Source organism: Myxococcales bacterium (genome assembly GCA_016716835.1).
Classification (GTDB): Bacteria; Myxococcota_A; Polyangia; order Haliangiales; family Haliangiaceae; genus JADJUW01.
Genome location: JADJUW010000002.1, coordinates 868,691 through 894,866 on the forward strand (window position 1 = coordinate 868,691; position 26,176 = coordinate 894,866).

General features: G+C 62.7%; 25 protein-coding genes, 1 tRNA gene and 3 pseudogenes. 10 read left to right on the top strand and 19 right to left on the bottom strand.

What is annotated here, in order from left to right; translation table 11 throughout:
• Positions 1 to 20: 20 nt before the first annotated feature.
• The 4 genes from IPL79_18585 to cyaY are packed head-to-tail and all read left to right on the top strand — an operon-like array spanning position 21 to position 3,343.
• A complete protein-coding gene (locus IPL79_18585; protein ID MBK9072984.1) occupies positions 21 to 365 on the top strand; it encodes a hypothetical protein in 345 nt (114 codons plus the stop codon).
• A complete protein-coding gene (locus IPL79_18590) occupies positions 366 to 1,457 on the top strand; it encodes an OmpA family protein (GenBank protein ID MBK9072985.1) in 1,092 nt (363 codons plus the stop codon).
• Positions 1,458 to 1,484: 27 nt separating this feature from the next.
• Entirely contained in the window at positions 1,485 to 2,960 is a 1,476-nt protein-coding gene (locus IPL79_18595) for a hypothetical protein (GenBank protein MBK9072986.1), read from the top strand.
• A 23-nt stretch (positions 2,961 to 2,983) separates the two neighbouring features.
• Positions 2,984 to 3,343: an iron donor protein CyaY gene (gene cyaY, locus IPL79_18600; GenBank protein ID MBK9072987.1), complete on the top strand. Its 360-nt coding sequence runs from the start codon at positions 2,984 to 2,986 to the stop codon at positions 3,341 to 3,343.
• A gap of 331 nt (positions 3,344 to 3,674) precedes the next feature.
• Here cyaY and miaB read toward each other — a convergent pair whose 3' ends face one another.
• The gene (gene miaB / locus IPL79_18605) at positions 3,675 to 5,045 is read right to left on the bottom strand and encodes a tRNA (N6-isopentenyl adenosine(37)-C2)-methylthiotransferase MiaB (GenBank protein ID MBK9072988.1); all 1,371 of its coding nucleotides are present in this window, start codon (positions 5,043 to 5,045) and stop codon (positions 3,675 to 3,677) included.
• 181 nt (positions 5,046 to 5,226) lie between these two features.
• Here miaB and IPL79_18610 point away from each other — a divergent pair, with 181 nt between their 5' ends.
• On the top strand, positions 5,227 to 5,940 hold the full coding sequence (locus IPL79_18610; GenBank protein MBK9072989.1) for a hypothetical protein: 714 nt from the start codon (positions 5,227 to 5,229) through the stop codon (positions 5,938 to 5,940).
• A gap of 8 nt (positions 5,941 to 5,948) precedes the next feature.
• Here IPL79_18610 and IPL79_18615 read toward each other — a convergent pair whose 3' ends face one another.
• From IPL79_18615 to IPL79_18645, 7 genes are all read right to left on the bottom strand, one after another.
• Positions 5,949 to 7,697 carry a hypothetical protein gene (locus tag IPL79_18615; GenBank protein MBK9072990.1) on the bottom strand — a complete coding sequence of 583 codons (1,749 nt, stop codon included), beginning with the start codon at positions 7,695 to 7,697 and terminating at the stop codon, positions 5,949 to 5,951.
• On the bottom strand, positions 7,681 to 8,889 hold the full coding sequence (locus IPL79_18620; GenBank protein MBK9072991.1) for a type II secretion system F family protein: 1,209 nt from the start codon (positions 8,887 to 8,889) through the stop codon (positions 7,681 to 7,683). Before IPL79_18620 ends, IPL79_18615 begins: the two co-directional genes overlap by 17 nt.
• Before the next feature lie 9 nt (positions 8,890 to 8,898).
• Positions 8,899 to 10,005, bottom strand: coding sequence for a type IV pilus twitching motility protein PilT (locus IPL79_18625; GenBank protein MBK9072992.1), 1,107 nt, complete (start codon positions 10,003 to 10,005; stop codon positions 8,899 to 8,901).
• Positions 10,006 to 10,007: 2 nt separating this feature from the next.
• On the bottom strand, positions 10,008 to 11,702 hold the full coding sequence (gene pilB / locus IPL79_18630; GenBank protein MBK9072993.1) for a type IV-A pilus assembly ATPase PilB: 1,695 nt from the start codon (positions 11,700 to 11,702) through the stop codon (positions 10,008 to 10,010).
• A gap of 132 nt (positions 11,703 to 11,834) precedes the next feature.
• A complete protein-coding gene (locus tag IPL79_18635; GenBank protein MBK9072994.1) occupies positions 11,835 to 12,404 on the bottom strand; it encodes a hypothetical protein in 570 nt (189 codons plus the stop codon).
• 10 nt (positions 12,405 to 12,414) lie between these two features.
• Entirely contained in the window at positions 12,415 to 13,926 is a 1,512-nt protein-coding gene (locus IPL79_18640) for a hypothetical protein (protein MBK9072995.1), read from the bottom strand.
• A gap of 192 nt (positions 13,927 to 14,118) precedes the next feature.
• Positions 14,119 to 15,105 (bottom strand): hypothetical protein, encoded by a 987-nt coding sequence (locus IPL79_18645; GenBank protein MBK9072996.1) that lies wholly within the window; start codon positions 15,103 to 15,105, stop codon positions 14,119 to 14,121.
• Positions 15,106 to 15,365: 260 nt separating this feature from the next.
• Here IPL79_18645 and IPL79_18650 point away from each other — a divergent pair, with 260 nt between their 5' ends.
• Positions 15,366 to 16,562: a class I SAM-dependent rRNA methyltransferase gene (locus tag IPL79_18650; protein ID MBK9072997.1), complete on the top strand. Its 1,197-nt coding sequence runs from the start codon at positions 15,366 to 15,368 to the stop codon at positions 16,560 to 16,562.
• Here the strand turns inward: IPL79_18650 and IPL79_18655 are convergent.
• The 4 genes from IPL79_18655 to IPL79_18670 all read right to left on the bottom strand — a co-directional run bounded on the left by IPL79_18655 (position 16,559) and on the right by IPL79_18670 (position 19,100).
• A complete protein-coding gene (locus IPL79_18655; GenBank protein ID MBK9072998.1) occupies positions 16,559 to 17,062 on the bottom strand; it encodes a hypothetical protein in 504 nt (167 codons plus the stop codon). The two genes, IPL79_18650 and IPL79_18655, sit on opposite strands and share 4 nt — an antisense overlap.
• Before the next feature lie 16 nt (positions 17,063 to 17,078).
• Positions 17,079 to 17,321, bottom strand: coding sequence for a DNA-directed RNA polymerase subunit omega (locus IPL79_18660; GenBank protein MBK9072999.1), 243 nt, complete (start codon positions 17,319 to 17,321; stop codon positions 17,079 to 17,081).
• 44 nt (positions 17,322 to 17,365) lie between these two features.
• The gene (locus IPL79_18665) at positions 17,366 to 18,187 is read right to left on the bottom strand and encodes a DUF429 domain-containing protein (GenBank protein ID MBK9073000.1); all 822 of its coding nucleotides are present in this window, start codon (positions 18,185 to 18,187) and stop codon (positions 17,366 to 17,368) included.
• 529 nt (positions 18,188 to 18,716) lie between these two features.
• Positions 18,717 to 19,100, bottom strand: coding sequence for a helix-turn-helix transcriptional regulator (locus IPL79_18670; protein ID MBK9073001.1), 384 nt, complete (start codon positions 19,098 to 19,100; stop codon positions 18,717 to 18,719).
• 131 nt (positions 19,101 to 19,231) lie between these two features.
• Here IPL79_18670 and IPL79_18675 point away from each other — a divergent pair, with 131 nt between their 5' ends.
• Together IPL79_18675 and IPL79_18680 are read left to right on the top strand one after the other, a co-directional pair.
• A complete protein-coding gene (locus IPL79_18675; GenBank protein ID MBK9073002.1) occupies positions 19,232 to 19,546 on the top strand; it encodes a hypothetical protein in 315 nt (104 codons plus the stop codon).
• An 87-nt stretch (positions 19,547 to 19,633) separates the two neighbouring features.
• Positions 19,634 to 19,718: transfer RNA gene (locus IPL79_18680), tRNA-Leu, on the top strand.
• Between the two features lie 100 nt (positions 19,719 to 19,818).
• Here the strand turns inward: IPL79_18680 and IPL79_18685 are convergent.
• The 7 genes and pseudogenes from IPL79_18685 to IPL79_18715 all read right to left on the bottom strand — a co-directional run bounded on the left by IPL79_18685 (position 19,819) and on the right by IPL79_18715 (position 24,913).
• Positions 19,819 to 20,190, bottom strand: a pseudogene (locus IPL79_18685) (type II toxin-antitoxin system death-on-curing family toxin).
• Positions 20,187 to 20,414, bottom strand: coding sequence for an AbrB/MazE/SpoVT family DNA-binding domain-containing protein (locus tag IPL79_18690; protein MBK9073003.1), 228 nt, complete (start codon positions 20,412 to 20,414; stop codon positions 20,187 to 20,189). Before IPL79_18690 ends, IPL79_18685 begins: the two are co-directional and overlap by 4 nt.
• 477 nt (positions 20,415 to 20,891) lie before the next feature.
• Positions 20,892 to 21,266: a hypothetical protein gene (locus IPL79_18695; GenBank protein ID MBK9073004.1), complete on the bottom strand. Its 375-nt coding sequence runs from the start codon at positions 21,264 to 21,266 to the stop codon at positions 20,892 to 20,894.
• A gap of 207 nt (positions 21,267 to 21,473) precedes the next feature.
• A complete protein-coding gene (locus IPL79_18700) occupies positions 21,474 to 23,186 on the bottom strand; it encodes a TonB-dependent receptor plug domain-containing protein (protein MBK9073005.1) in 1,713 nt (570 codons plus the stop codon).
• A gap of 446 nt (positions 23,187 to 23,632) precedes the next feature.
• On the bottom strand, positions 23,633 to 23,776 hold the full coding sequence (locus IPL79_18705; GenBank protein ID MBK9073006.1) for a hypothetical protein: 144 nt from the start codon (positions 23,774 to 23,776) through the stop codon (positions 23,633 to 23,635).
• 243 nt (positions 23,777 to 24,019) lie between these two features.
• A pseudogene (locus tag IPL79_18710) lies at positions 24,020 to 24,516 on the bottom strand (type II toxin-antitoxin system YhaV family toxin).
• Positions 24,513 to 24,913 (bottom strand): annotated as a pseudogene (locus tag IPL79_18715) (type II toxin-antitoxin system PrlF family antitoxin). Before IPL79_18715 ends, IPL79_18710 begins: the two co-directional pseudogenes overlap by 4 nt.
• Before the next feature lie 156 nt (positions 24,914 to 25,069).
• Here IPL79_18715 and IPL79_18720 point away from each other — a divergent pair.
• Together IPL79_18720 and IPL79_18725 are read left to right on the top strand one after the other, a co-directional pair.
• On the top strand, positions 25,070 to 25,330 hold the full coding sequence (locus tag IPL79_18720) for an ATP-binding protein (protein MBK9073007.1): 261 nt from the start codon (positions 25,070 to 25,072) through the stop codon (positions 25,328 to 25,330).
• 106 nt (positions 25,331 to 25,436) lie between these two features.
• On the top strand, positions 25,437 to 25,787 hold the full coding sequence (locus IPL79_18725; GenBank protein MBK9073008.1) for a hypothetical protein: 351 nt from the start codon (positions 25,437 to 25,439) through the stop codon (positions 25,785 to 25,787).
• Positions 25,788 to 26,176: the final 389 nt, after the last annotated feature.

The window sequence follows — 26,176 nt, forward strand, 5'->3', positions numbered from 1 at the left end:
CGTGGGGTACGCTCGCGCTCGTGAACGGCCTGCGCATTTTTGATGGATTTGGTCTGCGCCATGGCGCCCTCTGCCTCTTGTTCATGGCGGTGCTCGGCGCATGCGGCCCGGCGCGCTACATCCCGGCCATTCGCGGCGCCGAAGTGGCGGTGGCCAAGGCGACCGAGGCCAAGGGTAAAACCTTTGCGCCGTATTGGTTCACCAAAGCGACGGCGTATCTCGCCAAGGCCAAGGAAGAGGCCGCCGCGGCGGACTATGGCCGGGCGCTGAAATACGCCGAAACCGCGAAAACCGCCGCCGATCGCGCGGTGTCCATTTCACGCGACCGCGGCCCAGCCAACGAGCAGGGCGAAGGTGACGACTAAATGAAGCTCTCCGCATGCATGAACATAGTGTTGGTCGCGGCCTCAGTCGCGGGCCTTGTTGGCTGCGCGCCAACCGTATCGCGCCGAGCCACGGACTATGACAAGCGCTTAACCGTGGCGCGCGAGAAGGGCGCTATGCAGTGTGCGCCCGCGGCGTTGGCGCTGGCCGAGGCCCATACGGTGTTTGTCCGGGCCGAACTCGACGAAGGCGATATCTTGCGCGCTCGTCGCGAAATTTCCGACGCCGAGGATGCCTTGCGAGAGGTCGAAGCCAAGGTCGCCGCCGGCGATTGCATTGCGGCGGAGATCGATCCCGGCAGCCCCGATCGCGATGGCGACGGGATTCTCAATGAGGTCGACGAGTGTCCCGAGGACCCCGAAGATGTCGACGGCGTTAAAGATACCGATGGCTGCCCAGATCTGGATGACAACGACAGCGATGGCGACGGCATCGCCAACAAGATCGATGCCTGTCCGAGCGAAAAAGAAGACGGCGATGGCTTTGAAGACGACGATGGTTGCCCGGACAAAGACAACGATCGCGATGGCATCGGCGATGGCCTCGACAACTGTCCTAATGACGCCGAAGACGCCGATGGCATCGACGACGACGACGGTTGCCCGGATTGCGACGATGACAAAGACGGGGTGCCGGAGTGCCCCAAGGCGCTCGACAAATGTCCAGGCCAGGCGGGCCCAGCGCCCGATGGCTGCGAGGCGAAATACAGCCTCATCGTCGTCACCAAGGACAAGATCGAGCTCAAGCAGACCGTGTTTTTTGACACCAACAAGGCCAAAATCAAGCGCGTCTCGTATCCGCTGCTCGATGAGGTGGCCCTCGCGCTCAAGGACAATCCCACTATTTCGGTACGGATCGAGGGTCACACCGACAGCCAGGGACGCGACAGCAAGAATCTGAAGCTCAGTCAGGGGCGCGCCGAATCGGTCCGAACCTACCTCATTGGCCAAGGGATTTCGCCGGATCGCATGATTGCGATTGGGTTTGGCGAATCGCAGCCCCTTGCCGACAACCGATATCCGGACGGTCGGGCGCAAAATCGCCGCGTAGAATTTGTCATTACCTCGCGATAGCCGCGGGTTTTTTGGTATCTATTCGGGATGTTATCGTCCCCAGTCCAGCGTCACTCTGCTTTGCCTGTCACGCCACCGCTGGCCGCCGCCAGGTCGCGCGCGGTCGCTGGGGTTTGCTGGCTCTTGCTCGTCATGTTTGGCGTTGCGGCGCTGCCTTCGGTCGCGCGTGCGGACGCCAAAGGCGATGCGCGCAAGGCCGTCGAGCGCGCGTCCAAGGACGCGATGGAACATTACGATTTGCTTGAGTACGAAGACGCGCGGCGCTTGCTCAACCAAGCCGTGACCGACGCCAAGAAGGCGGGCATCGACAAAGAGGCGATGATGGCTTCGGTGCATCTCAACCTTGGCATCGTTTACGCCGCCGGCCTCAGCGACAACGAGAGCGCCAAGCTGGCGTTTCGCGCCGCGGCCGCGATCAACTCCGACATCGAAATTCCGGCGGCCTATCGCACCCCCGATCTGACCAAGCTGCTCGCCCAGGCCAAGAGTGGCGCGCCCTCCTCGGGCAAGACGGGCGGCGCAACCGCCGATGAAGAGCCGCTGCCGCAAGTCGATTGCAAGACCGTCGAGGGCCTCAAACACGAAATCGAAGAGACCGCTACCAGCGGCAAGGACAAGCGCCTAGTGGCCTTTACCGGCGCCGATTTGGCGTTTGATCGAGTCTCGATCCAATTTCGCGGCAAGGCCGGCAGCTTTAAAGAGATCCAGATGACGAAAACTGGCGATTGTGCGTGGGTTGGCAACATCCCCGCCGGCGCCCTTGTTGGTGACCTCAACTACTACTACGTCGCCGCCTACAAGGCCGACGAGTTGGTTGCGTCGGTGGGGTCATCCGGCGCGCCCAACATCGTTTCGGTTGAGGCCGCCAAGCGCCCGATCGTTGCCGATGACGAATGCGAAAGCGACGACCCACCCGCCGAATGCTTTTCCGAGCAGGGCCCCGACACCGGCGTTGACGAGAAGAAGGTCTACCTCAACGTGTTTGTGGGCACCGGCGGCGGCTATACCAGCGGCGTGACCGAGCAAATCGGCAGCGACATCGGCTGCTGCTTCGCGCCTGCGTACTTTCACGTCGCGCCCGAGCTCGGCATGCTGCTCAGCAAGAAGTTCTCGCTCGCGGTGGCCGGTCGCTTTGGCCTGTCGCTGGGCGCCAACATCCCTGGCCACGCGACGTTGTCGCCGGCAGGGTTTCTGCGCGGCCGCTATCACGTCAACGGCATGTCGGGCCTGTCGTTCTTTGGTGACCTTGGCGTCGGCGTCATCCGCAACGTCATCAAGGTCGTCGATCAACCAGAAAACCAAAACAAGGACCTCGGCGCCTCGGGGCCGTTCCTGGTCGGTGCCGGCGTCAGCGCGCATAAGAACCTCGGCGGTGGCTTTCGCGTCGGCGCGGAGGCCCATATCATCGGCGGCATTCCCGTGGTCGATGAATTTGGCAGCGCGCCGAACATGAACTTCGGCGTCCAGGCAGATTTTCGCGTCGGCATTGGGCTTGCGTTCTAAGCCGCCTCGGCTAGCCTGCGCGCATGAGCCAAGCCAGCGGCGGCCCGTCGCCCAGCGACGATGATCTCGCCGAGCGCGAGTTCGACAAGCTCGCTCGCCTCGAGCTGGCGAGCCTCGAAGACGCGCTCGCGGATGTCGACCCCGACGATGTCGAGGTCAGCTCCAGCGACGGCATCTTGCGCCTGGCCGCGCGCGACGGCACCAAGATCGTGATCAACGCCCACCGCGCCGCCCGCCAAATCTGGATGGCCGCGGTCTCCACCGCCTGGCACTTCGATCGCCAACCCGACGGCACCTGGCTCGCCGCGCGCACCGGCGAGAGCTTTCGCGTCGTGCTGGCGGGGCTGCTGGCCCGGCACGGCAACGTCAACGTGGCGCTCTAGAGCTGTTCCTAGTTTTTGAGCGCAGCCCAGGCGTGATTTGCCCTGGTGCGAGGTGAGCATCTGGGGTGTGGGACACGTATGCTGACCGGCAGTTGAGCGCACATGTCTTCCTGCTCGCGGATAGCGCCCCGCCCGGGCTGCGCGAGACGCCTGTGGTATCCACCACCGGCGGTGCCAGCCACATCGCCCTGCAATCTACGCTCGCGGAAGAAACGTGCGCCACCTGCCGGTAGGCTGCCCCCGCCGTCGGTGATCGCGTCGATCTTGGATTCGATACCTCCTCGACGACGCCCCAACCAATGGACGCCATCTTGCGCATTGTGCTCGCGCGCTAGGCCGGGGTGCCAAAGAGCGTCGCCATGGTGGCACGCGTGATGGTCACGTCGACGAGTTCGCCGATGGCGCCGACGCCGGAGGGCAAAATCACGCTCTTGAAGCCGTCGGTGCGGCCCATGAGCTGGGTGGCGTCGCGCTTGGAAGGGCCGTGAATGAGGACGCGCTCGCGGCGGCCGATGTGCTCGGCGAAGATTTCGCCAGACAGACGTTCTTGCAGTTTCACGATGTCGGCGAGGCGGCGCTTTTTGACGTCGGGCGGCACGTCGTCGGGCAGGTGCTTGGAGGCATAGGTCAGGCTGCGCTCGGAATACGAGAACATGAACGCGCTGTCAAAGCGCAGGTCGCGCATGAGCTGCAGGGTGAGCTCGTGGTCGGCCTCTGTCTCGCCGCAAAAGCCGCTGAGAATATCGGTGGAAAAGGCGATGTGCGGCACCGCGGCGCGCAGGCGGCCGACGATGTCGCGAAAATCTGACACGGTGTAGCCACGCTTCATGCGCGCCAGCACGTCGTCGGAGCCCGACTGCACCGGCAGGTGGACGTACTTGCTGATCTTGTCGTTGCTGGCGATGGCGGCGATGACCTCATCGGTAAAGTCGATGGGGTAGGGCGACGTGAAGCGCACGCGCTCGATGCCGTCCATCTCGGCGACCGTGCGCAGCAGCTCAGCAAAGCTAATGTCTTCCCAGACATAGGAGTTGACGGTTTGCCCGAGGAGCACGACCTCTTTGTAGCCGCGCTCGGCAAACTCGCGCACCTGGCGCAAGATGTCGCGTGGGGCGACGCCGCGCTCGCGGCCGCGCGTAAAGGGCACGACGCAAAACGTACAAAACTTATCGCAGCCGCGCTGCACGGTGACAAATCCGGAGACGCCGTCGCCACCGATGGCGCCCGAAAGGCCCTCGTAGGTCTCCGCCTTGTCGAGCTTTACGTCATACAGCGCAGGTCCGGCGACGTCGTCGGCGGCGGCAGGTGTGGCGCGCTGCGCGGCGACGCGATCGACCAAGTCGGCGAGGCGGCGATAGCTGTCAGGTCCGGCGACGATATCGACGGCGGGCGCGCGCGCGACAATTTTTTCCTTGAGATGCTCGGCCATGCAGCCGACGATGCCGAGCACTTGGTGCGGCCGCAGCTTCTTGCCGGCGCCGAGCTCGGCAGCGCGCGCGAACACGCGGTCTTCGGCTTTTTCGCGCACCGCGCAGGTGTTGATCAAGATGACGTCGGCTTGCTCGGCGGAGGTGGTGGTGGCAAAGCCACGCTGCGCCATCACGCTGACCATCAGATCAGAATCGGCGACGTTCATCTGACAGCCGTAGGTCTCGATGTAGACCGAGCGGACCGGGCCGGTGGTGGCCACGGGCGCGGCCATCGTCGTTACGACGGCGGGCGTCGGCTTTTTGCCCAGGGGCACGAGCTTGCTGGTCACCGGCCGGTGCTAGCACAGCAGCGCCCCAAATGCGAGCCGTATCATTTGCCGCCCTCGCCAAAAAAACGCAGAATTTCAACAGCTTGGGTAGTCGCACGGCATCCTGGTTTGGCATGCTCGCGGCATGGGGTGGTGGCTCTTCTTTCCAACGGCGACGGGCGCTAGCGCCGCCGCGGTAACCGCCATGTTCGCGACCAGGCATCCCAGCCGTTCCATCACCTTGGCATTTCTGATGGCGATGCTGGCGACCTTGGTGTTGCTGCGGCAGCTCCCGAGCATGGCGCGCACGGCGCACGAGGCGGGGCGCCTGGTGCGCGCGACCGGCCTATATCGCTGGGTGGCGCGGCTGACCGTTCGTCGCGACGCCGCCATGCGCGCCCAGCTTTGTCTCGCCGCCGTCGCGATGGAACGCGGCGACCTCGCGCTGGCGAAGCGGCAGCTCGAGGCCTGTCGCGCGGCCGCTTCAACTTCGCCAGCCGCGCAGGCGGTATGGCAGAACAACCTCGCCTATTTGGCCTTGCGCCAAGGCGATGGCACGCCCGAGACGCTCGACGGCGCGCGCGCCAGTTGGCAACGGTTTCCCCACGTCGACGGGTTTGCGCATACCTACGCCTTGGCCTGCCTGCAGGCGGGCCAGGTCGACACCGCGATCGCCGTGCTCGAGGCCATGGCGCCAGGCAACGCCGACACGTCGTTGCGGGCTCAACGCGCATGGGATTTGGGGCGCGCGTGGATGGCGGCCGGTCAGCCCGGCTATGCGGCGCGCTATCAGGCCGAGGCCATGACGCTATGGGCCGGGGGCGATGCCGTGCCGTGGTATGCGGCCGGCAAGCCGTGAGTTCGCGGTCAGCCGATGATGGCGGGTGACGACTCACTTGCCGGATCGCGCCGGCGCGCGGGGAGCGCAAAGCGAAACTTGGTGCCACGCTGAGGATCGCTTTTTACCTCGATGACGCCCCCATGTTCGGAAATGATCGCGTGGCAAATCGCCAGGCCCAGCCCCGACCCGGTGTTCTTGGTCGTAAAAAAGGGTTCGAAGATATGCGCCACCACCTCGGGCGGAATGCCGATGCCGTCGTCGATGACCTCGACGACGTTGGTGGCACCCTCCGCGAAGACGTTGATGGTGACGTTGGCAGGCTGGCGGCCGGCGACCGCGTCGACGGCATTGCGCAGCAGGTTCCACACGACCTGGCGGATCTGCCCGGAATCGGCGCGCACCAACGCGGGCTCGCAGCGCCCCAGCTCGATGCTGACGCCGTCGTTGCCGCGATCTTGCTTGAGCACGAAGACAATTTCGCGCGCCAAGTCGCCGAGGTCAAAGGTGACCGCCTCGCGCGGCCGTGGGCTGGCATAGGCCAGCAGCTCGGTGATCAACTCGTTGAGCCGATCGATCTCGCGCACCACGATGGTCATCAGCGTCTTGTCGTCCTCGGTGCGTTGCGGCGTGTCCTTGAGCAGCTCGATCGAGCCCGAGATTGAGGCGAGGGGGTTGCGAATTTCGTGCGCCACGCCGGCGGCGACGCGGCCGAGCGTGGCCATGCGCTCGGTGCGGCGAAATTGCTCCTCCATCGAGCGCAGCTCGGTGAGATCTTGAAAGTTGATGACGCGGCCCACGATATGGTTGTGGACGTCGCGCAGCGGCGAGATCGAGATGCCCAGGGTGAGCGGCTGCGGCGATCGCGGGATGGTTAGGTCGGCGCGGCGCAGGGAATCACCAGGCGCGAGCGTTTGGGCCAGCGCGACGATGCCGGGCAGGATCTCCTCGATGGGCGCCTCCGCCGTTGTCAGCGGATTCACGCCGAGGATTTCGCCGGCCGCATCGTTGATGGTGAGCGTCTTCCAATCGGGCGCGACCGTCACCAGGCCCGAGGTCAGCGAGCGAATGATGTCTTGATGCAGCGTAAAGAGGTCGGCGATGACCTGGCGCTCGCTCGCGAGCGACGCCGTGGTGTGTTGCAGCTGGTCGCCCAGCATGAACGAAAGCACGCCAACGCCCAAGATGGCGATGGTGGCCAGGCTCAGGCTGCGGCCAAACTCCGAGGCGGCCTGCGCCCAGGGTTCGACATTGGGCAGCATCGGCAGCCAGTCGAGGTGTTGGCGCGCGATCACGGCTACCACGCCATTGAGCAGGATGGCGAGCAACGTGGTGGAGACGGCGCCGCGGCGCAACATCATCACGCCGCCGGCGACGACCGAAATCGCATAGAGAAACGTATAGGCGCTGAGCGTGCCGCCAGTGATGAGGACAATGACCGAGGTGATGACGAGGTCGCCGATGAGCTGCGGCCACAGCAGGCGCTCGGGATCGGCGCCGCGCCGCAACGCCACCGCGAGCCCAATCGAGGCGCCGTAGGTGGCGACGATGAGCGCCGACATGACGACCCAGGCAGGGGCGGAGGGGCTGCCATCGCCAAACCACCACAGCCACAGCGTGAGGCCGAGCACCATGGACAGCACCACGACGCGCACCAGCATGAGCCAGCGCATGCGGCTGGCCAGGTCGCTGTTTAGCTGCGGCGGCACGGTGAGCCGCGCCATCGAGCGCGACACGCTGCTGCTGCGCGCGGGCGCCTTGTTATTCCTTGCCGACACTGCCGGCGAGGGTGAAGATTGGCAGGTACATCGCGACGATGAGGCCACCGACCACGATGCCGAGGAAGGCCATCATCATCGGCTCGATCAGCGCCGTCATGCCGGTCACCGCGGCGTCGACTTCTTCTTCATAGAAGTCGGCGATCTTGTTGAGCATTTGGTCGAGCGCGCCGGTTTGTTCGCCAACGCCGATCATCTGAATCACCATGGGCGGAAACACGTTGGCCTCCGCGAGCGGCCCGGTCATATCGTGGCCTTCGGAGATCTTGCCGCGAGCGTAGAGGATGCCATTGCTGACCACGGTATTGCCGGCGGTCTTGGCGCAGATATCAAGGGCGTCCAAGATCGGCACGCCCGAGGAGAGCAGGGTGCCCAAGGTGCGGGTAAAGCGCGCGACGACGATCTTGCGCAAGACATCGCCGATCACCGGCAGATTGAGCAAGATCCGATCGGTCACCGACTTGCCGCTAGGCGTGCGCCGATAGGCCTTGACCAGCATGATCGTGCCGATGACGCTGCCAATCATGAGGTACCAGTAGGAGGCAAAGCTGCGCGAAATGCCGATGACGATTTCGGTCGGCTTGGGCAGCTTGGCGCCAGGAAAATCTTTGTACATCTTTTCGAAGGCCGGGATGACCTTCATCATCATGACGGCGATGACGCCGAACGCGACCACCAAGACGCCGATGGGATAGACCATCGCGCTCTTGAGCTGCGCCTTGAGCTTGACGTTCTTTTCGATGTAGCTGGCGAGGCGATTGAGAATCTGGTCGAGAATACCGCCGACTTCGCCAGCCGCCACCAAGTTGACATAGAGCTCGTCAAAGATTTTAGGGTGCTTGCGGAGCGCCTCGGAAAAGGTGGTGCCGCTTTCGATGCTGCCCTTGACTTGCAGCAAGATGCCGCCGAACACCTTGTTAGGCGACGCGTTCGAGAGGATTTCCATGCACTGCACCAGCGGCAAGCCGGCGTCGATCATGGTGGCGAGCTGGCGCGTGAAGATCTGAAGGTCTTTCGGATCGACGCCGGTGCCGAATTGAATGGAGATCTGCTTGGGCTCTTTTTTGATCTTCTTGATCGTTAGATTCTCGTTGCGTAGCCGGGTTGCCACGGCGCCCTCGTCCGCGGCCTCCATAACGCCCTTGCGAACGTCGCCGCCCCGTGTCGTCGCTTCCCAAATATATTTGGCCATAATGTCTCCTTATGTCCGCTTCACGGGTGCTTGCTGCTGACCGCTGCCCAGGGAGTTGGACACCATGGTCTTGAGTTCATCGACATCGCCGGAACGCGCGATGGCTTCTTCCAGCGTGATGGTCTTCTTGGTGAGATGTTCCATCAAGGCCTGATTCATGGTTTGCATGCCGAACTTGGTCTGGCCGATCTGCATCTGCGAGTAAATCTGGTGCAGCTTGTCCTCTCGGATGAGGTTGCGAATGGCGGGATTTGGCACCATCACCTCGGCGCAAAGCACGCGCCCCGAGCCCGACGCCCGCGGCACCAGCGACTGACAGATAACCCCTTCGAGCACGAACGAGAGCAGCACGCGCACCTGGGCCTGCTGCTCGGAGCTGAAGACGTCGATGATGCGGTTGATGCTCTGGATGGCGGTGTTGGTGTGGAGGGTGGCAAAGGCCAAGTGGCCGGTTTCCGCAATGGTCAGCGCGGCCTCGATGGTCTCGATGTCCCGCATTTCGCCAATGAGCACGCAATCGGGGTCTTGCCGCAAGATGTACTTGAGCGCGCGCTTATACGATTGGCTATCCGCGCCAATCTCGCGCTGGTTGACCAGGCTGTTCTTGTGCGGATGGATAAACTCGATCGGGTCTTCGATGGTGAGAATGTGGTTGCGATGGCGTTGGTTGATGCGGTCGATCATCGACGCCAGCGTCGTGCTCTTGCCCGAGCCGGTTGGCCCGCACACCAAGATGAGGCCGCGCGGCCGTTCGCACAGCTCGGCGACAACCGGCGGCAGCCCAAGTTCTTCGAGCGGCACGATATTAAACGGCACGATTCGAAACGCACCCGCGACCGCACCACGCTGCATGTAGATGTTGGCGCGAAAACGCGCCAGGTTCTTCACGCCAAACGAAAGATCGAGCTCTTGGTCCTCTTCGAAGCGCAGCTTCTGGGCGTCGGTAAGAATTGAGTAGCAGAGTTGCTTGGTATCAATCGGCGAGAGCTGCTCGGTGCGCAGCGGCACCAGGTCGCCGTCGATGCGCAATTGCGGAGTCGAGCCGGTGGTGACGTGCAGGTCGCTGGCACCCTTATCGATCATCGCCTTGAGGAGCTGGTGAAGTGTGGGTGGCATGCTTAGTCCTCTACCGTGCAGCGCAGGACCTCTTCGGGCGTCGTCATGCCCTCGATGATCTTTTTGATGCCCGCGATGCGGAGGCTGTCGGTGCCCTCCCGAATCATCTGGGTTTTAAGTTCGGCGGCCGAGGCGCCTTGCAGCACCAGCTCCTTGAGGCCCTCGGTGAAGGGCATCACCTCGTAGAGCGCGACGCGGCCCTTGTAACCGGTGCCGCCGCAAACGGTGCAGCCCTTGCCGACCATGAGGTTGGCGCGGGCGATTTGTTCTTCGGAAAACCCGAGGTCGTGCAGCGCCTCGGGGTGCTTTTCGGCCGGCTCCTTGCACTCGACGCAGACGCGGCGCGCGAGGCGCTGCGACATAACCAGGTTGAGCGCGGCGGTGACCAAGAAGGGCTCGATACCCATGTTGAGCAGACGCGACACCGTGGCCGGCGCGTCGTTGGTATGCAAGGTGGAGAGCACCAAGTGGCCCGTCAGCGCGGCCTTAATCGCGATTTCGGCGGTTTCAAAGCCGCGAATCTCACCGACCATGATGATGTTCGGATCTTGGCGCAAGAATGACCGCAGCGCCGCCGCGAAGTTGAGGCCGATGTCTTCGTGCATCTGCACCTGGTTGATGCCGGCGAGATTGAATTCGACCGGATCCTCGGCGGTGGAGATGTTGCGCGACACCGTGTTGAGCTCAGAGAGCGCCGAGTACAGCGTGGTGGTCTTGCCCGAACCGGTGGGGCCCGTGACGAGCACCATGCCGAACGGCTTTTTGATCGACTTTTTAAAATCGTCGAGCGGCTTTTGGTCAAAGCCGAGCTTGGTCATGTCGAGCTGCAGGTTGCTCTTGTCGAGCAAACGCAAACAGATCTTCTCGCCGAACAGGGTTGGGAGCACCGAGACGCGGTAATCCATCTCCTTGTTGCCACCCAGCTTGAGCTTGATCCGACCGTCCTGCGGCAGGCGGCGTTCGGCGATGTCGAGCATCGCCATGATCTTGATCCGGCTGGTGATGGCGTTCTTGAGCTTCATCGGCGGCCGCATCTCTTCGCTGAGCATGCCGTCGACGCGATAGCGGACGCGAAACGATTTCTCGTAGGGCTCGATATGAATATCTGAGGCCTTCTTCTTGATGGCCGAGAGCAAGATGGCGTTGCACAGCTTGACCACCGGCGCGTCGTCCGCCTGCTTCTCGAGGTCGAGCACGTTGACGTTGTCTTCGTCCATGCTGGCGTAGTCGACGTCGTCGACGTTGATGTCGCCCAGCATTTCGTCGATGTTGAACTGCTTCTCGTAATACTGCGCGATCGCCTCGGCGACCGCGGTCTCCGACGCCACGACGGGCTCGATGTTGTATTGCGTGAGGAACTTCAGCTCATCGATGGCATAGATGTTGGATGGATCCGCCATCGCCACCACCAAGGTCGCGCCCTTGCGCGAGATCGGCAGCACCTGGTGCTTCTCGCACATTTCTTTCGACAGCAGCTTGATCACGGCCGGGTCGATCTCAAGGCCGGCGAGGTCGACGGTCTGCAGGCTGTACTGCTTGGCGACGAACTGCGTCAGCTGTTGGTCCTTGACGTACCCGAGCTGCAGCAGCGCCTGACCAAGGCGCTTGCCGGTGCGCTTGGCCTCATCTTGTGCTTGTTGTAGTTGCTGCAAGGACACGACTTTCTCGCGTACCAGCAGCTCGCCAATTCTACTCATCGGCTATTTGTCCCCATCGTAAAAAATGGTAACGCGTTGATTCCAATAGAGTCAAACGCCGGGGGCTCAACCTGGCTGTAGGATAACCGGGCTTATGTAAGCGCGTCGCGCGCGGCGCGCTAGGTTGTCGCGCTAATTGCTGCTGGCAACCGAGACATTAATTTCGTATTTGCCGGTCGCGCCGCCGATAGGGCGAATGCGCAGAAAATATACGCCCGAGGTGAGATTGTCGGTCTCGATGGTGTAGGTGCCGGGTGCGGTTTCGGTGGCAGCCGCGACCACGGTTTGATTCGCAGCCAAGATGCCAGCCTCGACGGTTAGCCCCGCAAGGGTCTTGACCTCACCAATGATGATGTCGTTATTGGTTTCGACGACGATCTTAAATAAGTCGACGTCGTTCGACGGGCACAGCTCGATGCCCAGCAGGCGGAAGTTGTCGCCGACCGCCGGGATGCCGGTGTCGTAGGCCGATTGGATGTTGTCGTTGGGCTCGGTGCCGTCGGTGCCTTCGCAGTTGCCGTCGGGGACAAACACCGCCTCGCATACGCTGACGTTGTCGTCGCGGCGCGTGCACTCGTACCCTTCGGGGCAGAACGGCTGCTGGCCGGCGCAACGAAACGGATTGTTGCCGAGATCGGGGTCGTACGGGTTGCAGCTCGCGACGACGAGGGCGAAGGGAAGCGTAAAAAATAGCTTGGTCATGGGCGTTGCCTTAGAAGTTAAAGATCGCCATGGCGCCGGCGGTGGAATCATCGAGCATCGGCACCAAGGCGGCGCGCGGCGCTTTCTTTTTCTCGGCCGACGAAATGTCTTTGTACCAATAGTAGCCCGCCACCGCCGCACCGACGATGCCGATGCCGAGGCCAACCTTGGCGTAGCCCTCAAGGCGCGCGCCGGATTTGGCCATGTCGCGATACTCAGTGCTCCATTGTTCGCAGGGCGGGCCGCCGTCACAGGCCGTGCCGCGCGAGCGCGCCGCGATGCCTTCGAGCTTGGAGGCCTTGTTGCCGGCAAGAATCGCAAACGTCAGTCCGAGCGTTAGGCCGCCCGCGCCGATGGCGGTGACGGTCCATTTGGTCTTGTTAAAGCTCTTGGTGCCCGGGGTGAGAAAGCCGGCGCTCCCGGAACGTGGGCCGTCGTCGCGCGCGGCATAGTCGTCATCCTCGGACTCGCCGTCGCCCTCGCCATCGTCTTCTTCGCCGTCGTCATCGTCGCCGCCGCGCTTACGCTTGGCGGGCTTGGCCGGGGCTTCGAGCATCATCGGGGCAGCATCCTCGCTAATCGCGATGATGTTAGGGCTGGTGAGGCCGCCGGTGCGCGTGAGCACGGTGCCGTCGTTGGCTTTGACTTCAATGTAGTACTGCAGCGCGGTGCCGCGAATGGCCGAGGCGGGCACGCGGGCGTACCAGAGGTCGTCTTCGCTGGCGGTAAAGCGCACGCGTTTCCACACCGACTTACCGGCGGGGCGGTAAAACAGGGTGATGCTCCAGCGCGCATTAGATGGCACGCCAACCTCGAAATCGGCGGGCTTGCCAGGTGGCAGCTCCTCGACGAGGTCGTGCTGATAGTCGGTTTCCGCCGTGTACTCAGACGGGCGGCGCTTGGTTTTCTTGGGATTTAGCTTTTCTTCGAGCGCGGCTTGGCGCGTTTCGGCATCGCCGCGTGGCGCCGCATCGGCGGGCGCATCTGTTAGAAACTTCTTGTAGTAAAAAATGGCGCGTTCGTCTTCGCCAAGTTTTTCGTACGTGAGGCCGATGTTGTAGAGCAGCAGCGGGTTTTTCGAGAGGCGATACGCCTCCTTGAATTTCTCGACGGCGGCTGGATATTCACCGGCGTCAAACATGGCCTTGCCGGCGCCGAAGGCCTCTTTGGCGAGCACGAGCGGATCCGCAGGATCGACCGCGGGAACTGGCGCAGGCGCCGGGGCTGGCTCAGCGGCGGGTGCGGCAGCAGCGCCTTTTTGCTTTTTCTTTTTGCCGGTTGCCTTGGTCTTACCCGCAGGCGGTGGCTCTTCGGCAGGGGCCGCCGCGGCGGTTGGTGCGCCGCCGGGTGCGGCGGGCGTCGCCGAAGCGGGTGGGGTGGCCGCAGGTGCCGGGGTCGCAGCGGCCGCCGGTGCGGCTGCGGGTGCAGCCGTTGGCGTCGGCGTTGGCTGCGCGATTGAGGCGGTTGCCCACGCCACCACGGACGCGATCACGGCGATGCGCGCCAGCGACAGGCCGGTCATGCCGCGACCGCGACGACGGCGAGACGGAAAGCACCACGCCCAGAAGTCGTCGAGGGGTTGCCAATTAGAAGGAGACTGAACGAGGCTAAGCTTAGAAGTCACGGTTCACCCAGGTAGGGGTACATACTACTCCCCGCCGACGATGACAATCCCGCAGACGCAGGCAGACCGAATTCTAAGTGCTGTAAATGTCTAGAAAGGGTCGACGATGCCGCCGGCCTTTTTGCCACCGGAGGCCGGTTTGGCAGCGGGCTTGGTGCCGCTACGGCTGGCTGGGCGGGCAGAGGCTTTCGCAGCCGGCTTGGCCTTGGCTGCTGGCGCCTCGATAGGAGCGGCCGCAGGTTCGACTTCGACTTCGATCTCAGGTGCGCCCAGTTGAGGTTCGGCCTCAACCGCTGGCGCGGCGACCGGAGCGGCAGCGGGGGCCGCGATCGCCTCTTCGGCGACGGGGGCCGCGGCTTTGGCCGGTGCTGGCAGTGGCGTGACTTCGGGGGCTGCGATCGCCTTAACCGTGGCTGGCTCGATGGCCGCCGCAGCCGGCGCCTTGCCGCCCATGACCGTGGCAAGCGCAAACGAAATCACCGCGCCGCCGACAAAGGCGCCGCCGATGGCAAGCCATGGCTTTTTCGCCGGGGTGGCGATGGTCGCGTTGGCCTGCGCCGCGCGCAAATCGTTGGCGGTGGCGCTCAGTTTGGTTTGTAGCAGCGCGACGGCCGCTTGTTGCTCGCCGGCGTTTTTCTCGGCGGTGCGCGCGCGCTCTTGCCACGAACGGCTTTCTTGGCGCAGCGCGCTCATTTCAAAGTCGACGTCGGCGATGGGCGAATGGACGACGCCATCACCCGCGGGGCGCGTCGCGAGCTCGGCTTGCGCGGCGGCGAGCTCGGCCGACAAGGCCTCGACTTTTTTGCTGTTGGCTTCGAGTTTTTTCTCGGTGGCCGCGGCCTCGAGGCTTAGGCGATGCTTGATGCGCTCAAGTTCAAGCGCGTGCGCCGCCTGCATTTCCGCGATGGTCTGGTTGGCAGCATCGGACGCCTTAGGCAAGTTCCAGTTGGAGTCGTTGGCGTCGGTGGCGTTGACCTTGGCGATGAACGCGTCGAGCGAGGCATCGATGTTGGGCAGCGACGCGGCAATGTCGATGAGGGAATTGCGGCGGCGGCGAGCTGGGGCGGGAGTGCTCATAATGGTGATTCCTTCGATATGAACTTACGTATGTAGGACATTCACCCTACATGGCGACGCAGATTAACGCTTTGCAGCGCCCCTGACTACCAAAAAATGACAGTGCTTCACAATTCGATTGAATCGCCATAACGGGGCCAATTGTCCCCAGCGCCTCATCCTTAGCTTGCCCCCCCACGCTTGCAGGTGTAACTACCGCATCGATGTCCACTGCCGCCGCCGCTCCCCGTCGCCGTCCCCGTGGACCCGTTGGGGTAACGGTGCAAAAGCATGTCGTTCGCCTCGAAGAAGACGCCGCGCGCCGCGTGCGACTTGGCCATCCGTGGGTGACCAAGGAGATGCTGCCGCGCAAGCCCGGCCTGCCGGGTGAAGTGGTGACGTTGCTCGACGACGAAGGCCAATTTATCGGCCGCGCGTTGGTCGACGACGGACAAATTGCGCTGCGCGTGTTTTCGCGGCGCGAGCAGGACAACTATGATGCCGCGTTTGTCACGGGCGCGGTGAAACGCGCGGTGGAGATGCGCACGGCGCTTGGATTTTTGGCGGGCGCGAGCTCGTTTCGCGTGATTAACGGCGAAAATGACGGCTTGCCCGGCGTGGCCGTGGAGCGGTATGGCGATTTTTTGGTGGCGCAGTTTTCGTCGGCGATTGCGTGGGAAAACCGCGCCTGGCTGTACGACGCGTTGATGGCGCATAGCCCATGCAAGGGCATTTACGAGCAACGCCGCTTTCGTCCGCTTGGCGGCGAGGCGCCAAATCAGGCGTCGGCAGATTTGGTGCGCGGCACGGCGGCGCCGATCGAGTTTTTGGTGGAAGAGGCCGATGCGAAAATTTGGGTGGACGTCACGTCGCCGCTGTCGACCGGCCTGTTTAACGATTTGCGTCTCGGTCGCGAGCGCATTGCGGCGTGGAGCAACGGCCGCCGGGTTTTGAATTTATTTAGCTACACGGGTGCGATCTCGCTGCGCGCGAAGTTGGCTGGCGCCACTGAAGTTTGCGCGGTCGATGTGGCGGCGAAGGCGCATGCGCGCTCGCGGCGCAATTTGGAGGCTAGCGGCCTCGATCCGGAAGCCGTGGAGCATTTGACCGGCGATGCGATTAAAGAATTGGCGCGCTTTGCCGCGCGCAAACGCGAGTTCGATTTGATCGCGCTCGATCCGCCGTCGTTTGCCAGCAAGGCGAGCAAGGACGGCAAGCCGTGGAGCGCCAAGAAAGACTATGCCGAGTTGATTACGGCGAGTTTGGGCGTGCTCGCACCGGGCGGCGTGCTGGTGGCGGTTTCGTCAACGCATAAGATGTCGACGAGCGACTTTGAAGCGGCGTTGGCGGTGGGCGGCAAGCGCGCCGGCAAGCAGCTGGTGATTGTCGAGCGCGTGTGGCTGCCGCAAGATTTTCCGCTACTGCCGGGCTTTGCCGATGGCAATTATTTGAAGATGGCGATTTGCTTGGTGCGCTAGCGCGCTGCTAGTAGATCGCGCGCTAATTGTTCTGCGGCGGTGGGTGGCGGCACAACAAGTGGCGCGACGCGAAACATGAGCTTGCCGGCGTGAGGTTGTGTTGGGGGCGCGGCTGCGGTTGATGTAGTTGGCGATTTGGCGGCAACAGGCAATAGGGTCGCCAATTCGTAGGTAACGGCGTTTAGGGTGTGGGAGGCGTTTGGTGCGCTCCACTGCGCGGCGAGCGCGGCGGCGGCCGAGGCGACATAGGGCAGAGCGACATAGGCATCGGTGCGGGCATCGACAATGGCGCGCATGACGTCGCGCAGCGCGGTGGCGGTGGCGACGTGCGCTGGCGAGGCGGTAGGTGCGAGCGCGGCCGCGAGATGCAGCGCATGCCAAAGCGGTGGTGCGACGAGCTGGTTGCGATCTTCGCTGGCGAGCAGCGCGCCGGCGGCGGCTTCAATTTGCAAGCAGGCGGCCACGGCGTGGCGGTGAATGTCGGTAGCGCGTTGAGACACGGCGCTGACTTGCTAACTACGAAATGTCGTTGTCGCGGCGATTGCGGAGAAACTCGAGCACCGTTTCCGAGACGTTTTCTTTAAAGTTGACGTAGCCGGCGGCGATTTCGCGCAGCGAGGTGACGACGGGCTTGTTGTCGCATTCGACCAGCGGGCCAGCGCCACGTGCCAATTGACGGGCGCGCTCGGAGGCGAGCAACACCAGCGCAAATCGGTTAGGGACCAGCTCAAGACAGTCTTCGACGGTTACGCGTGCCATAGACCGTGCAAACTACCCCAATTGGCGGGCGAGTCAAGGCTGCGTTAGGCCTGACGCGACGCTGGCACGACGATCCACCCGTCGGCCGCGGTGGGCGCCGGTGGAGCGCCTTCACCGCGCAAAAAACACAGGCCGGTATAGGCGGCCAAAAGGGCGTCAAAGCAGTGATCGTTGCGCAGCGCCGCGTCGCGGCCAAAGCCGCTGGTGGCGTGAAAGCCAAGGTCGGTGAGGCGGTCGAGCATGCCGACGCGCGTAACCCATGGGTTGGCGTCGCGCTTGTAGCCCTTGGCGGCCTTGGGGCCAAAGACGGCGGCGACGGTGGCGCTGGGCGCGACCTCGATGAGGGTGGTGCCGAGGTGGTAGCCGGCGCTGGTCAGGCGACCGGCAAGGTGGGCGCCGCGCGCGGCGAGCGGGCCGGTGGCGCCGCCGATATGCGTGACCGCGAGCGCGCCCTTTTGCAGCAGCTCAATTTCGCCCGGGCGATGCAGGTAGGGCAGGTAGACGTGTTTCTTGCTGGAAGCGGCGCGCAGCGCAGCGGCGGCCGGCACCTCGCATTTCGCGGCACCCGGACATTGCGGCAGCGTGCAGCGCAAGCAGGCCGGCAATGACAGCGGCGCGGCGATGCAGACGAGCGTGGTGGTGGAGGTGGAAGCGTCGGCGGTGAGAAAGCTGATGATCGCGTCGTCGGTCCACGGCGTGGCGGCCGCGCTGCCGGGCGCATGGCGCGTCGCAACCTGCGTGATCATGCCCGCGAGGATGCTGCCGGTGTCATTGGCGTCGACGCGCATGCTGACGAGCGCCGTCGTCTTACCGCGCGCGCCACCCAAATCGATGCCGACAATTCGTTGTGGGCGTTGCGGCTGCACGTGTGGTGATCGTAGCACGGCTGGGACATCGAACCGACACACTGGGGGCCTGTGTTTTCCGCCCAGTTCTTTGTAACGACAATCGTTGCCACGCAAGGCAAGAGGTCCGCGGCGCGCGAGTGATGCCTTAGGGTTGGCTGCAGATGGTACGGCTGTTCGCTGCTCACCAAGCGCCCTGGACGCCTTTCAGGACGGCAGCTCAAAGCCAACTGATGTCGCCAGGCTGTGCCTTCGCGATTCTTGACGCGTCTGATCTGAACATGCGCGCCAAGCTTCTGCGCGTCCTAAAACCGGCGCGGGGCGCCACTTTCTTCCCTGCATTTGGCGGCGGTGGTTAATGGCGGCGAGGCATGGCGGATGAGGTTCTACAGAGGTCGCGCTGCGCCCTGGAGGGTCGCCATCTGCGACCAGGAAGCCTTTATGCGCTCACCTGCCGGTCCAGCGGGGCTTCCCCGGCCGAACGTATTAATTCACCGGCACAACAAGCCAAGGCTGCGCTCGAAAACTCGGGAGACACCCTAGTTGGAGGTTAGGCAGCTTGGCGACGAGTACCTTGCCCGCGTACCGCGGAGCGTCGAGCCTTAGGCGTGGCGCGATGCTTCGTTCGTGCTGCTCCCATTGGCACCACTTGAAGAACACAATTGAACTCCGCCAGAAGTTTGAAAACGGTTTCGAGGGTAGGGTTGGCGTGCCTCGAGCTAAATAGGCGCCGCAGACTGGGTTGCGGCACTGACGTAGCGCGAGCCAAATCCGCTTTGCTCTTGCCAGCGGCGAGGCGAAGCGCATCAACCTGGCGCACGAACTCGTCGATGGTCGCGATCTCGGTGCGCTCCTTGGCGTACTCTGAGGCGAACGCCGCATCTTTTAGTTGCGCATTGAGGTAACGGTCGAAGGAGGTGGCGGCGCGCTTCATGTTGACTATTAGCGTAACATAAAAGGTACGGATTTGGGAATCGATAGTTTTGGTCGGGTTGCGCCCGCTATGCCGTTGAAAATACAGCGGCCTTAGAGCTTCTGCGCGGTTCTTTGCTATGGTGCCGCGCGATGGACAAGCTCGCGATGTTGCGATCGTTTTGTGAGAAGGCGCCGGGGGACCCGTTTCCGCGCTACGGCGTGGCGATGGAGCTGCGGCGCGGCGGCGACTTAGCTGGTGCGGTAGCGGCGTTTGCCGCGATGGCGACGGACTTTCCCGATTACGTGCCGCAATACTTAATGGCCGGGCAAACGCTGCGCGAAATGGGCGACGTGCCAGGCGCGCGCACCGTGCTCGACGCCGGCATTGCCGTAGCGACGCGGGTGGGCAACTCGCATGCGCGCGGCGAGTTGCAAAGCGCGCGCGATGAGCTGGACGGGCTGTAGCTTTCTCGCCGCCCCTGCGCCCGCCCGCAATGAATCCATCGCGGCGTTGACAAAACCCAGGCCCCCCAAGTATCAACGCCACTCACCGCCGGGATGGTGAAATGGTAGACACAGCGGTCTCAAAAGCCGCCGCCCTTACGGGCATGCCGGTTCGAGTCCGGCCCCCGCACCACTTTCGGGCTGTTTCGCCTCTTCTCCAAAAAGAAGGGGCAAAATTGCGCGACGGACTGACGGCCTACCTATCATCTTCAGTGGGCACGAGCGGCATGGGTTCAACCCAGAGATCGCAGCAGCGCGATAAGTTGTGCCTTATCGACGATGCCACTCGCGACGTCTTCTACCAGCGTCGCGACGACCTGTTCGTCCCAATTGATTTCGTAGCCGTTGTCGTCAAGGAAAACGGCTGCAGCGGCCAGTGCTGTACGTTTGTTGCCATCGACAAACGGGTGGTTTTTGCAAATGTGAAAAGATAGCAGCGGTCACCGACGGATGTCCGGATGCCGCGCCTTGCCGGCAAAGGAGGCCTCGGCTTGGGCCACCGCCGATTCAAGCAAGCCTCGATCACGCAGGCCATGCCTGCCGCCATACCTAGCAATCTGCATGTGGTGCAGTTCCAACACGTCGTCGACGGTTAAGAAATTCATTTTGCTAGTCGTTTAAATGCACCATCAAACTTCTTCATGACACGTTCGTGTGAGGCCTTGAGACGCGCTTTGCGAGCGTCTGTGCGAATTGGTTCGATGATCAGGCGCGTGCCATCCGTTGTGACCTCTAGCTGGGTGTCCATGTCGATCTTAAGCAGCTCTAAGATCGCCTTGTCGAGAATGAGTCCCTGGCTGTTGCCTATCTGACGTAGCGTTTTTACCATGCTAACAATGTTATAACATCGGTTGGCGTCTAACAATGTTAAACATGACGCGGTGGGCTGTCTGCCGTGGCGGCAGACGATCCTGCGCAACGTAGAAGTGGGACACGAAATGGGACACGAGTCATGGGTGTATCCCAGGTAACTATTTGAATTCACGTGAGAAAACGAGTGCCTGGCTGCGCACGGGATTTCGCAGCCGCTGCAATTTCGCGGGCAAGTTGTTCAACGGAATTTGGTTGCGCCACGTCGGTGACGTACGCGCGCATCAAACGAAACTTCATGCCGGGTTTGGCAAATGGCATTGCGTCTCTTTGTGTCCTGGGCGGACGCCGTGCCGTCGCGATGGCCTTGGCAACCATGGCTCGCGCCGCGTATCTTTTGCCTGGCTTGTTGTCTTTGGATCGTTTCGCGGCCATGGGATTGAGTCTAACGAACTTGCCGAGGTGCGTCCATCGGCAATTTTCCGGGCGCGGCGTGTTACGGCCGCGGCGGCGCAAACGCGATGCGCAGGCCAAGCGAGGGAGGTGGCATGTATTCGGTGATGGCGAGGCGCGCGGTGAAGTCGCGGTTGTATTGATAGCCGGTGATTTTGGTGCGGCGATAGACGTTTTGGAAGTCGAGGAAGGCGGGTAGGTCGTGCGGGCCAACGCGCCAGGTGCGCTCGACCGCGTGGATCGAGGCTGGTGCTGCGCCGGCAAGCGCTCGCCGTTGAGTTCGCCGTAAACTGGCACGTAGGTATCGTTGGCGGGTTGGTAGGTGGCGCTTGCTGACCTTGGTGTACGGCGTGCCGCTGGCATCAGCTAAAGCGCGCGCTAAACAGCCAGGCGCCGCGTTGGTAGCTGCCCATAGCAACGATGTTATGCGGTTAGTCGTAGTCAAAGCGGCGCAAGGGGGGCATAGGGGCCATCGCGGCGAGTTGAGCGCGCGCCAGCTATACGCGACCCAGCCAAACCAATGTTTGCGAAAGAGTTTGGCGCGACGGCCTCGACGCCGGCGGTGGCGCCGCGGCGGTGGAAAGCATACGGCAGGCCGTTTGGATCGTTGGCGGCGACGGCGGGGTCAGCAGAAGCAACGACTAGATGTTTGCGCTGCGAGACATAGCCCGACAGCACCCACGAGATGGCCTGCCACTGCGCCTCGGCGCCGAGCAAGTATTGCGTCGCGGTCTCGGGCGACAGCGACGTCGACGCGCCTTCGATGAGCGTGAGCGTGCGCGCATAGCGGCCGACGGCGGCGTGTGCCGTGATGTTGCCAAATTGGTTTTGCGCCGCGACGCGTGGCAAGAGCTCCCAGGCATTTTATGCCGCTGAAGTACTCAAGGCGCGCGCCGGTGGTGGCGGCCAAGGTGTCATTGAGACGCCAATCGCTCGCGGCGTACGCGGCAACCACGCTGCGCCAATAGGCCTGTTTGAGCGAAATCACCGCGCCGCTAAACGGCTCGCCGGGCGCGCCCTCGCTAGGTGGCAGCGGCGAGAAGGTGTCGACATGCGTCTTGGACACTTCGAGCAAGCTGCCGGTGCGCAGCAAGTGCTCGCGCCCGCGGCCAAAGGGTACCTGCACGTCTTGCCGCAGCTGCATCGGTCCTCTATCGCCGTCGAGATAATTGCTGTCGCCCACCGGGTTTCGGTGACGTTTTGCCAATCGCCGCGGCGGTCGATACGCCGACGCGCGGCCCTCATAGCGCCAAGTGGCAATGAGCCGCGTAAAGCGCGTGGTATTGGCGATGCGCGAAAACGGCGAGAACTCGTTGTCGATGGTGGCCGAGATGTCGTCGTAGCTGGTAAACGCCAGCGCCGAGAAGCGGTGGGCGCCGCGCGCATAATCGGCCTTGAGCTGCGCGTCGTAGTAGATGGGCGCGACTTCAAACGCGACGTCGTCGGTTTTTAGATCGAGGCCTTTGATGAGCCAGTCGAGCGTGGATCGCCGCGCGCCGCCGCCGAGCGTAAAGCCGTTATCGCGGCGATAATGGCCAAAGGCGCCGAGTTCGAGCAACGACGCGGTGAGCACGGCCTCGCTGGGATGTCGATCCAGCTGCTTGCTGGTGAGCCGCATCACGCCGCCGGTGTTGCCGTCTTCGGCGCCGGCGCCACTGGGCACAAAATCGAGCGTTCCGATGAGGCGCGTTGGGATGATGGTGGTGTTGTTGAAGGTATGGTAAGCGCGCGGCACGGGCACGCCGTCGAGCAGCGTCAGCGAATCTTCGGGCGATGAGCCGCGAATGACCAAGCCCGAACCGGGGCCGGCGCCGCCGCCAATGGTGACACCGGGCAGCGCGCGAATGGCCGCGAGCGCGTCTTGTTCGCCGCCGGGCACGCGCATGAGCTCTTGCCCGGTGAGCGCCGTGGTGCCGAGCGTGCGCGTGACATGGCGGCGGTCGAAAACGTCGATGACTTCGTCGGCGGCCGCGTTTGGCCGTCGGTTGAGTGTGATCACGAGGTCGCTGCATTGTTGCGTCGGCGAGAAGGCGAGGGCACCGGTTTGTTCGACATAGCCAAACGCGCTCGCGGTGAGCTGGGCGCTGGTGCCGTCGCCGCCGCATGCGTTAGGCAGGATAAACGCAACCGGCTTGGTCCGTGATGGCAATGTCGGAGCTTGTGGACCCCGCGGTCGACACCGTGGCATCCGGGATGGCATTGCCCTGCGCGTCCACCACGCGGCCGGCAAGCGGCGCGGTGGTTGGCTTGCGGCCGGCTCCGCCGCTGCATCAGCGCTTGCCAGCCACATCGCCGCGATCGCGGCGGCAAACACAGCAGCCTTGCGGGCGAACTTCATCAGCAACTCGTACCATAGCCGCCGGCCGCATCAGCCGATGGGCGTCGGCTGGGTTTCTCCTCGAACTCGTCTACTTCTTCAGCGTTTCCCAGTCGTCAAAGGCCGGGATTGCTTAGCGAGCTTCTTTAGGATCAGATCTAGCAGTTCTTCGCGCTGCCGTTGTACAAAGCAATTGGCACTGGCCTGCAGCCCCTGGCCTTTGATTTTGTGGTGTGAGGTGCCGCGTCCCTCAACCCATTCAAAGCAAGGCTGCACGACAACCCTTGCGCAGGTCGACGCACAGATAGGCATGGCGCACTAGCCGGCGAGCGTGGCGTAGTCGGCCGGCTTTGCTTATGAAGGCGGTGACCAGTGGGCACTCAATCCGCGTTTCATCGATGATGAGCGTGAACTCAATCACCGGTGGTTCGCGCAGGGCCTCGGCGTGACCAGGCAACATCTTTGAGTTAGCCGAACCGGTGCGCCTTGCGCCGCCGGACCACCTCGCAACCTCGTCCCATGCGGCGGCTGCGTTGTTGGGCAGCGCCGCGCCCGGCTGCTAGCTCTTCGACGACAAACTGGCCGGCTAGCTCGATAATACTTTCAATCACCCAATCAACCGTGGCGCCGGCGCAATGCCCGCCCGTCTCAAGGCGCAACAACCCGGCCCGTTTCCGGTGGGCTCGATGGTCGCGTGGCCAAAAAGAGCGTGCGTTTTCATTAGCTTAGATAGCATATCACGGACCTCTAGGCGCGGTTTGAGAATTCTGAAGCGCAGATCGACACGGGTTTTGCCGGTGCCGAGCAAACGGTTTCTGTTTCCTTCATGCCTGTTCTTACGCATGGTCACTCAATCATCTCACACGCGGCATTCCCATTTTTTCTTGGGCGTGCGTCGCCTCTGTCAACAACGCATCCCAGTCGTCGGGTGGGTGGCGGGCGCCCAACGTATTACGGAAGACGCGGTAGGCGTCGTCGGCGCTTTCGTAAGCGCGCTTGCTGTCGTCGTCGTTTACCCACGCGTAGACCACCGCTACTGGCGGCGTAGTAGCGAAGAAATAGCCGGCAGTACTGCTGAAGAACTTGGCACCGACCAATGCGTATAGAGGCTTTGCCGAGCGCGTTGCCTTGGCGAAAAATTCACATGCGTTAGGTCGGCCGGAATGTCGCCAAACGCCAGCTTAGCAATCGCGGCCAAGCGCCGCGTGGCGATTTTCCGCCTAGCCTTTGGGGTCTTTACGCTTCAGGCGCGCGACGTCTTTCACCAACTCGTCCACCTGCCGCAACAAGCGGATGCGCGAAGATGGGTCCAGCCGTTGATCACCAATGGCGCGCGCGCGGCCTTGGTCATTCGTCGTCCGCGGGCAGCGGCGCGTTCAGGTCGACTTCGACATCGCCAACCAACGCGTGGATGCGCGCCAAGAGTTTGGAATCGAGAGCTTGGATGCGCTGCGGATGCCGGCGCATATCGTCGGCGAGAAAAGCCAAGAACTTGCCGAGCACCGGGTCTTCACCAGCGCTGGGGCCGCGGCTCGCAATGACCACCTGGCCGTCGCTGCGGATATCGAACTCAAGCTTATCGCGCTTGCTCCAGCCCCAACGCGCGCCGCACTTACCGGCTCAGGCACCGTGGTCTGGTAGCGGTCGGTGAGGTGGATTGGATTTTGGAGTTGGGCGCCATCGATGTTGCTTCCATGTCCTTCTTCTACGCAGAGAAGGCCGACAATCTTACGGTAATGCAATTGCATTACCATGGGCAAGCAAAAACGTAAGCTGGGATACGTTAGATCAAATTTTATCGATAGGAATTCAGCCTCTTGCGAATGCATGCAACCTGCCGCAAACCGTCGGGTTGAAGCCTAGCTACCGTCATCAACCGACGACAAAATAAAAAGCGCAAACCGATGGACGCCGATACGTATCACAGAGCAGCGCAAAGCGCCGTCATGAACCAACGCGAACTCATCGGCCTTGTCAACCGACCCCGTGCGCTGCCCTGGCGAGACAGGTGGGTGGAGTTCAAGCGCAACAACGACAATCCGCCATTGATCGGCGAGTACATCTCGGCGCTGGCAAACGAAGCGTGCTTGCGCGACCAACCTCGGGCCTATCTGGTATTTGGCATCGACAACCAAACCCACAACGTGGTGGGGGACAAAATTTGATCCCTGGTCCGCCAGGGCAAAAGGCAATCAAGATTTGCTGCCATGGCTAGCGGGCCAGCGCCGAGGCAAACCCTGGCCTTGAGGCCGTTCGACGTGACGCACCCAGATGGGCGCGTCATCTTGCCTGTCGATCGGGCCGGCACCCAATCAGCCGGTTCAGTTTATGGGCAAGGGCTATGCCAGATCAGGGGCGAGCAAGGTCGATCTCAGCCGCCATCCCGATAAGGCAAGGGCCTTATGGACCAAGGGGCAAGATTGGTCGGCGGCGATTTGCGACCATGCGAGCCTTGAGGACTTAGACCCGCTCGCCATTGCCAAAGCGCGCGACCAATTTCGCGAGAAGAATCCGGCGAAGGCAAGCGAGCTCTCGGCGTGGACGGACCTCGCGTTCTTGAACAAGACCAAGCTGCTCAAGCAAGGCGCGATAACGGGAAATGCCGCCGCTCCTGCTCTCTAGGCGGCCGAGCGTCTACGCTACTCGTCGCTAATCAGTGGCAAGTATTTCGTGGTTTTTAAGAGACGCGGAGCATCGCGATCTCGACTACGTGCATCTGGAACCTCCCTTTTTACTCGCCGGCGATCGGCTGCTCGCGAAAATCAGGAACCTCACGGTACGCGAGCTGCCTGGCGGTACCTTTTTCCGGGGGCTGACGCAGTACGATCCCAAACGGGTCCTGCGCGGGGCATTTCTACAATGACCATCGCCCGTCAAGATCCATCGCCGCCAGGCTGCCGCATCACCATTGTCGGGACGCCTGACCCCGCGTGCTGATTGCGAACGGGGTGCCTTCCTGCCAAGGTAACGTCATGAACGTCATCTCGCAGGACTCGCCGCCGCTCTATTAC

Coding starts and splice junctions, on each gene's coding strand:
- IPL79_18660 (MBK9072999.1), bottom strand. CDS start 17,321: ATGGCACGCGTAACCGTCGAAGACTGTCTTGAGCTGGTCCCTAACCGA.
- IPL79_18590 (MBK9072985.1), top strand. CDS start 366: ATGAAGCTCTCCGCATGCATGAACATAGTGTTGGTCGCGGCCTCAGTC.
- IPL79_18700 (MBK9073005.1), bottom strand. CDS start 23,186: ATGAAGTTCGCCCGCAAGGCTGCTGTGTTTGCCGCCGCGATCGCGGCG.
- IPL79_18720 (MBK9073007.1), top strand. CDS start 25,070: ATGGACGCCGATACGTATCACAGAGCAGCGCAAAGCGCCGTCATGAAC.
- IPL79_18635 (MBK9072994.1), bottom strand. CDS start 12,404: ATGACCAAGCTATTTTTTACGCTTCCCTTCGCCCTCGTCGTCGCGAGC.
- IPL79_18640 (MBK9072995.1), bottom strand. CDS start 13,926: ATGACCGGCCTGTCGCTGGCGCGCATCGCCGTGATCGCGTCCGTGGTG.
- IPL79_18625 (MBK9072992.1), bottom strand. CDS start 10,005: ATGCCACCCACACTTCACCAGCTCCTCAAGGCGATGATCGATAAGGGT.
- IPL79_18610 (MBK9072989.1), top strand. CDS start 5,227: ATGGGGTGGTGGCTCTTCTTTCCAACGGCGACGGGCGCTAGCGCCGCC.
- miaB (MBK9072988.1), bottom strand. CDS start 5,045: ATGGCCGCGCCCGTGGCCACCACCGGCCCGGTCCGCTCGGTCTACATC.
- cyaY (MBK9072987.1), top strand. CDS start 2,984: ATGAGCCAAGCCAGCGGCGGCCCGTCGCCCAGCGACGATGATCTCGCC.
- IPL79_18670 (MBK9073001.1), bottom strand. CDS start 19,100: ATGAAGCGCGCCGCCACCTCCTTCGACCGTTACCTCAATGCGCAACTA.
- IPL79_18620 (MBK9072991.1), bottom strand. CDS start 8,889: ATGGCCAAATATATTTGGGAAGCGACGACACGGGGCGGCGACGTTCGC.
- IPL79_18645 (MBK9072996.1), bottom strand. CDS start 15,105: ATGAGCACTCCCGCCCCAGCTCGCCGCCGCCGCAATTCCCTCATCGAC.
- IPL79_18725 (MBK9073008.1), top strand. CDS start 25,437: ATGGGCGCGTCATCTTGCCTGTCGATCGGGCCGGCACCCAATCAGCCG.
- IPL79_18595 (MBK9072986.1), top strand. CDS start 1,485: ATGTTATCGTCCCCAGTCCAGCGTCACTCTGCTTTGCCTGTCACGCCA.
- pilB (MBK9072993.1), bottom strand. CDS start 11,702: ATGAGTAGAATTGGCGAGCTGCTGGTACGCGAGAAAGTCGTGTCCTTG.
- IPL79_18690 (MBK9073003.1), bottom strand. CDS start 20,414: ATGGTAAAAACGCTACGTCAGATAGGCAACAGCCAGGGACTCATTCTC.
- IPL79_18675 (MBK9073002.1), top strand. CDS start 19,232: ATGGACAAGCTCGCGATGTTGCGATCGTTTTGTGAGAAGGCGCCGGGG.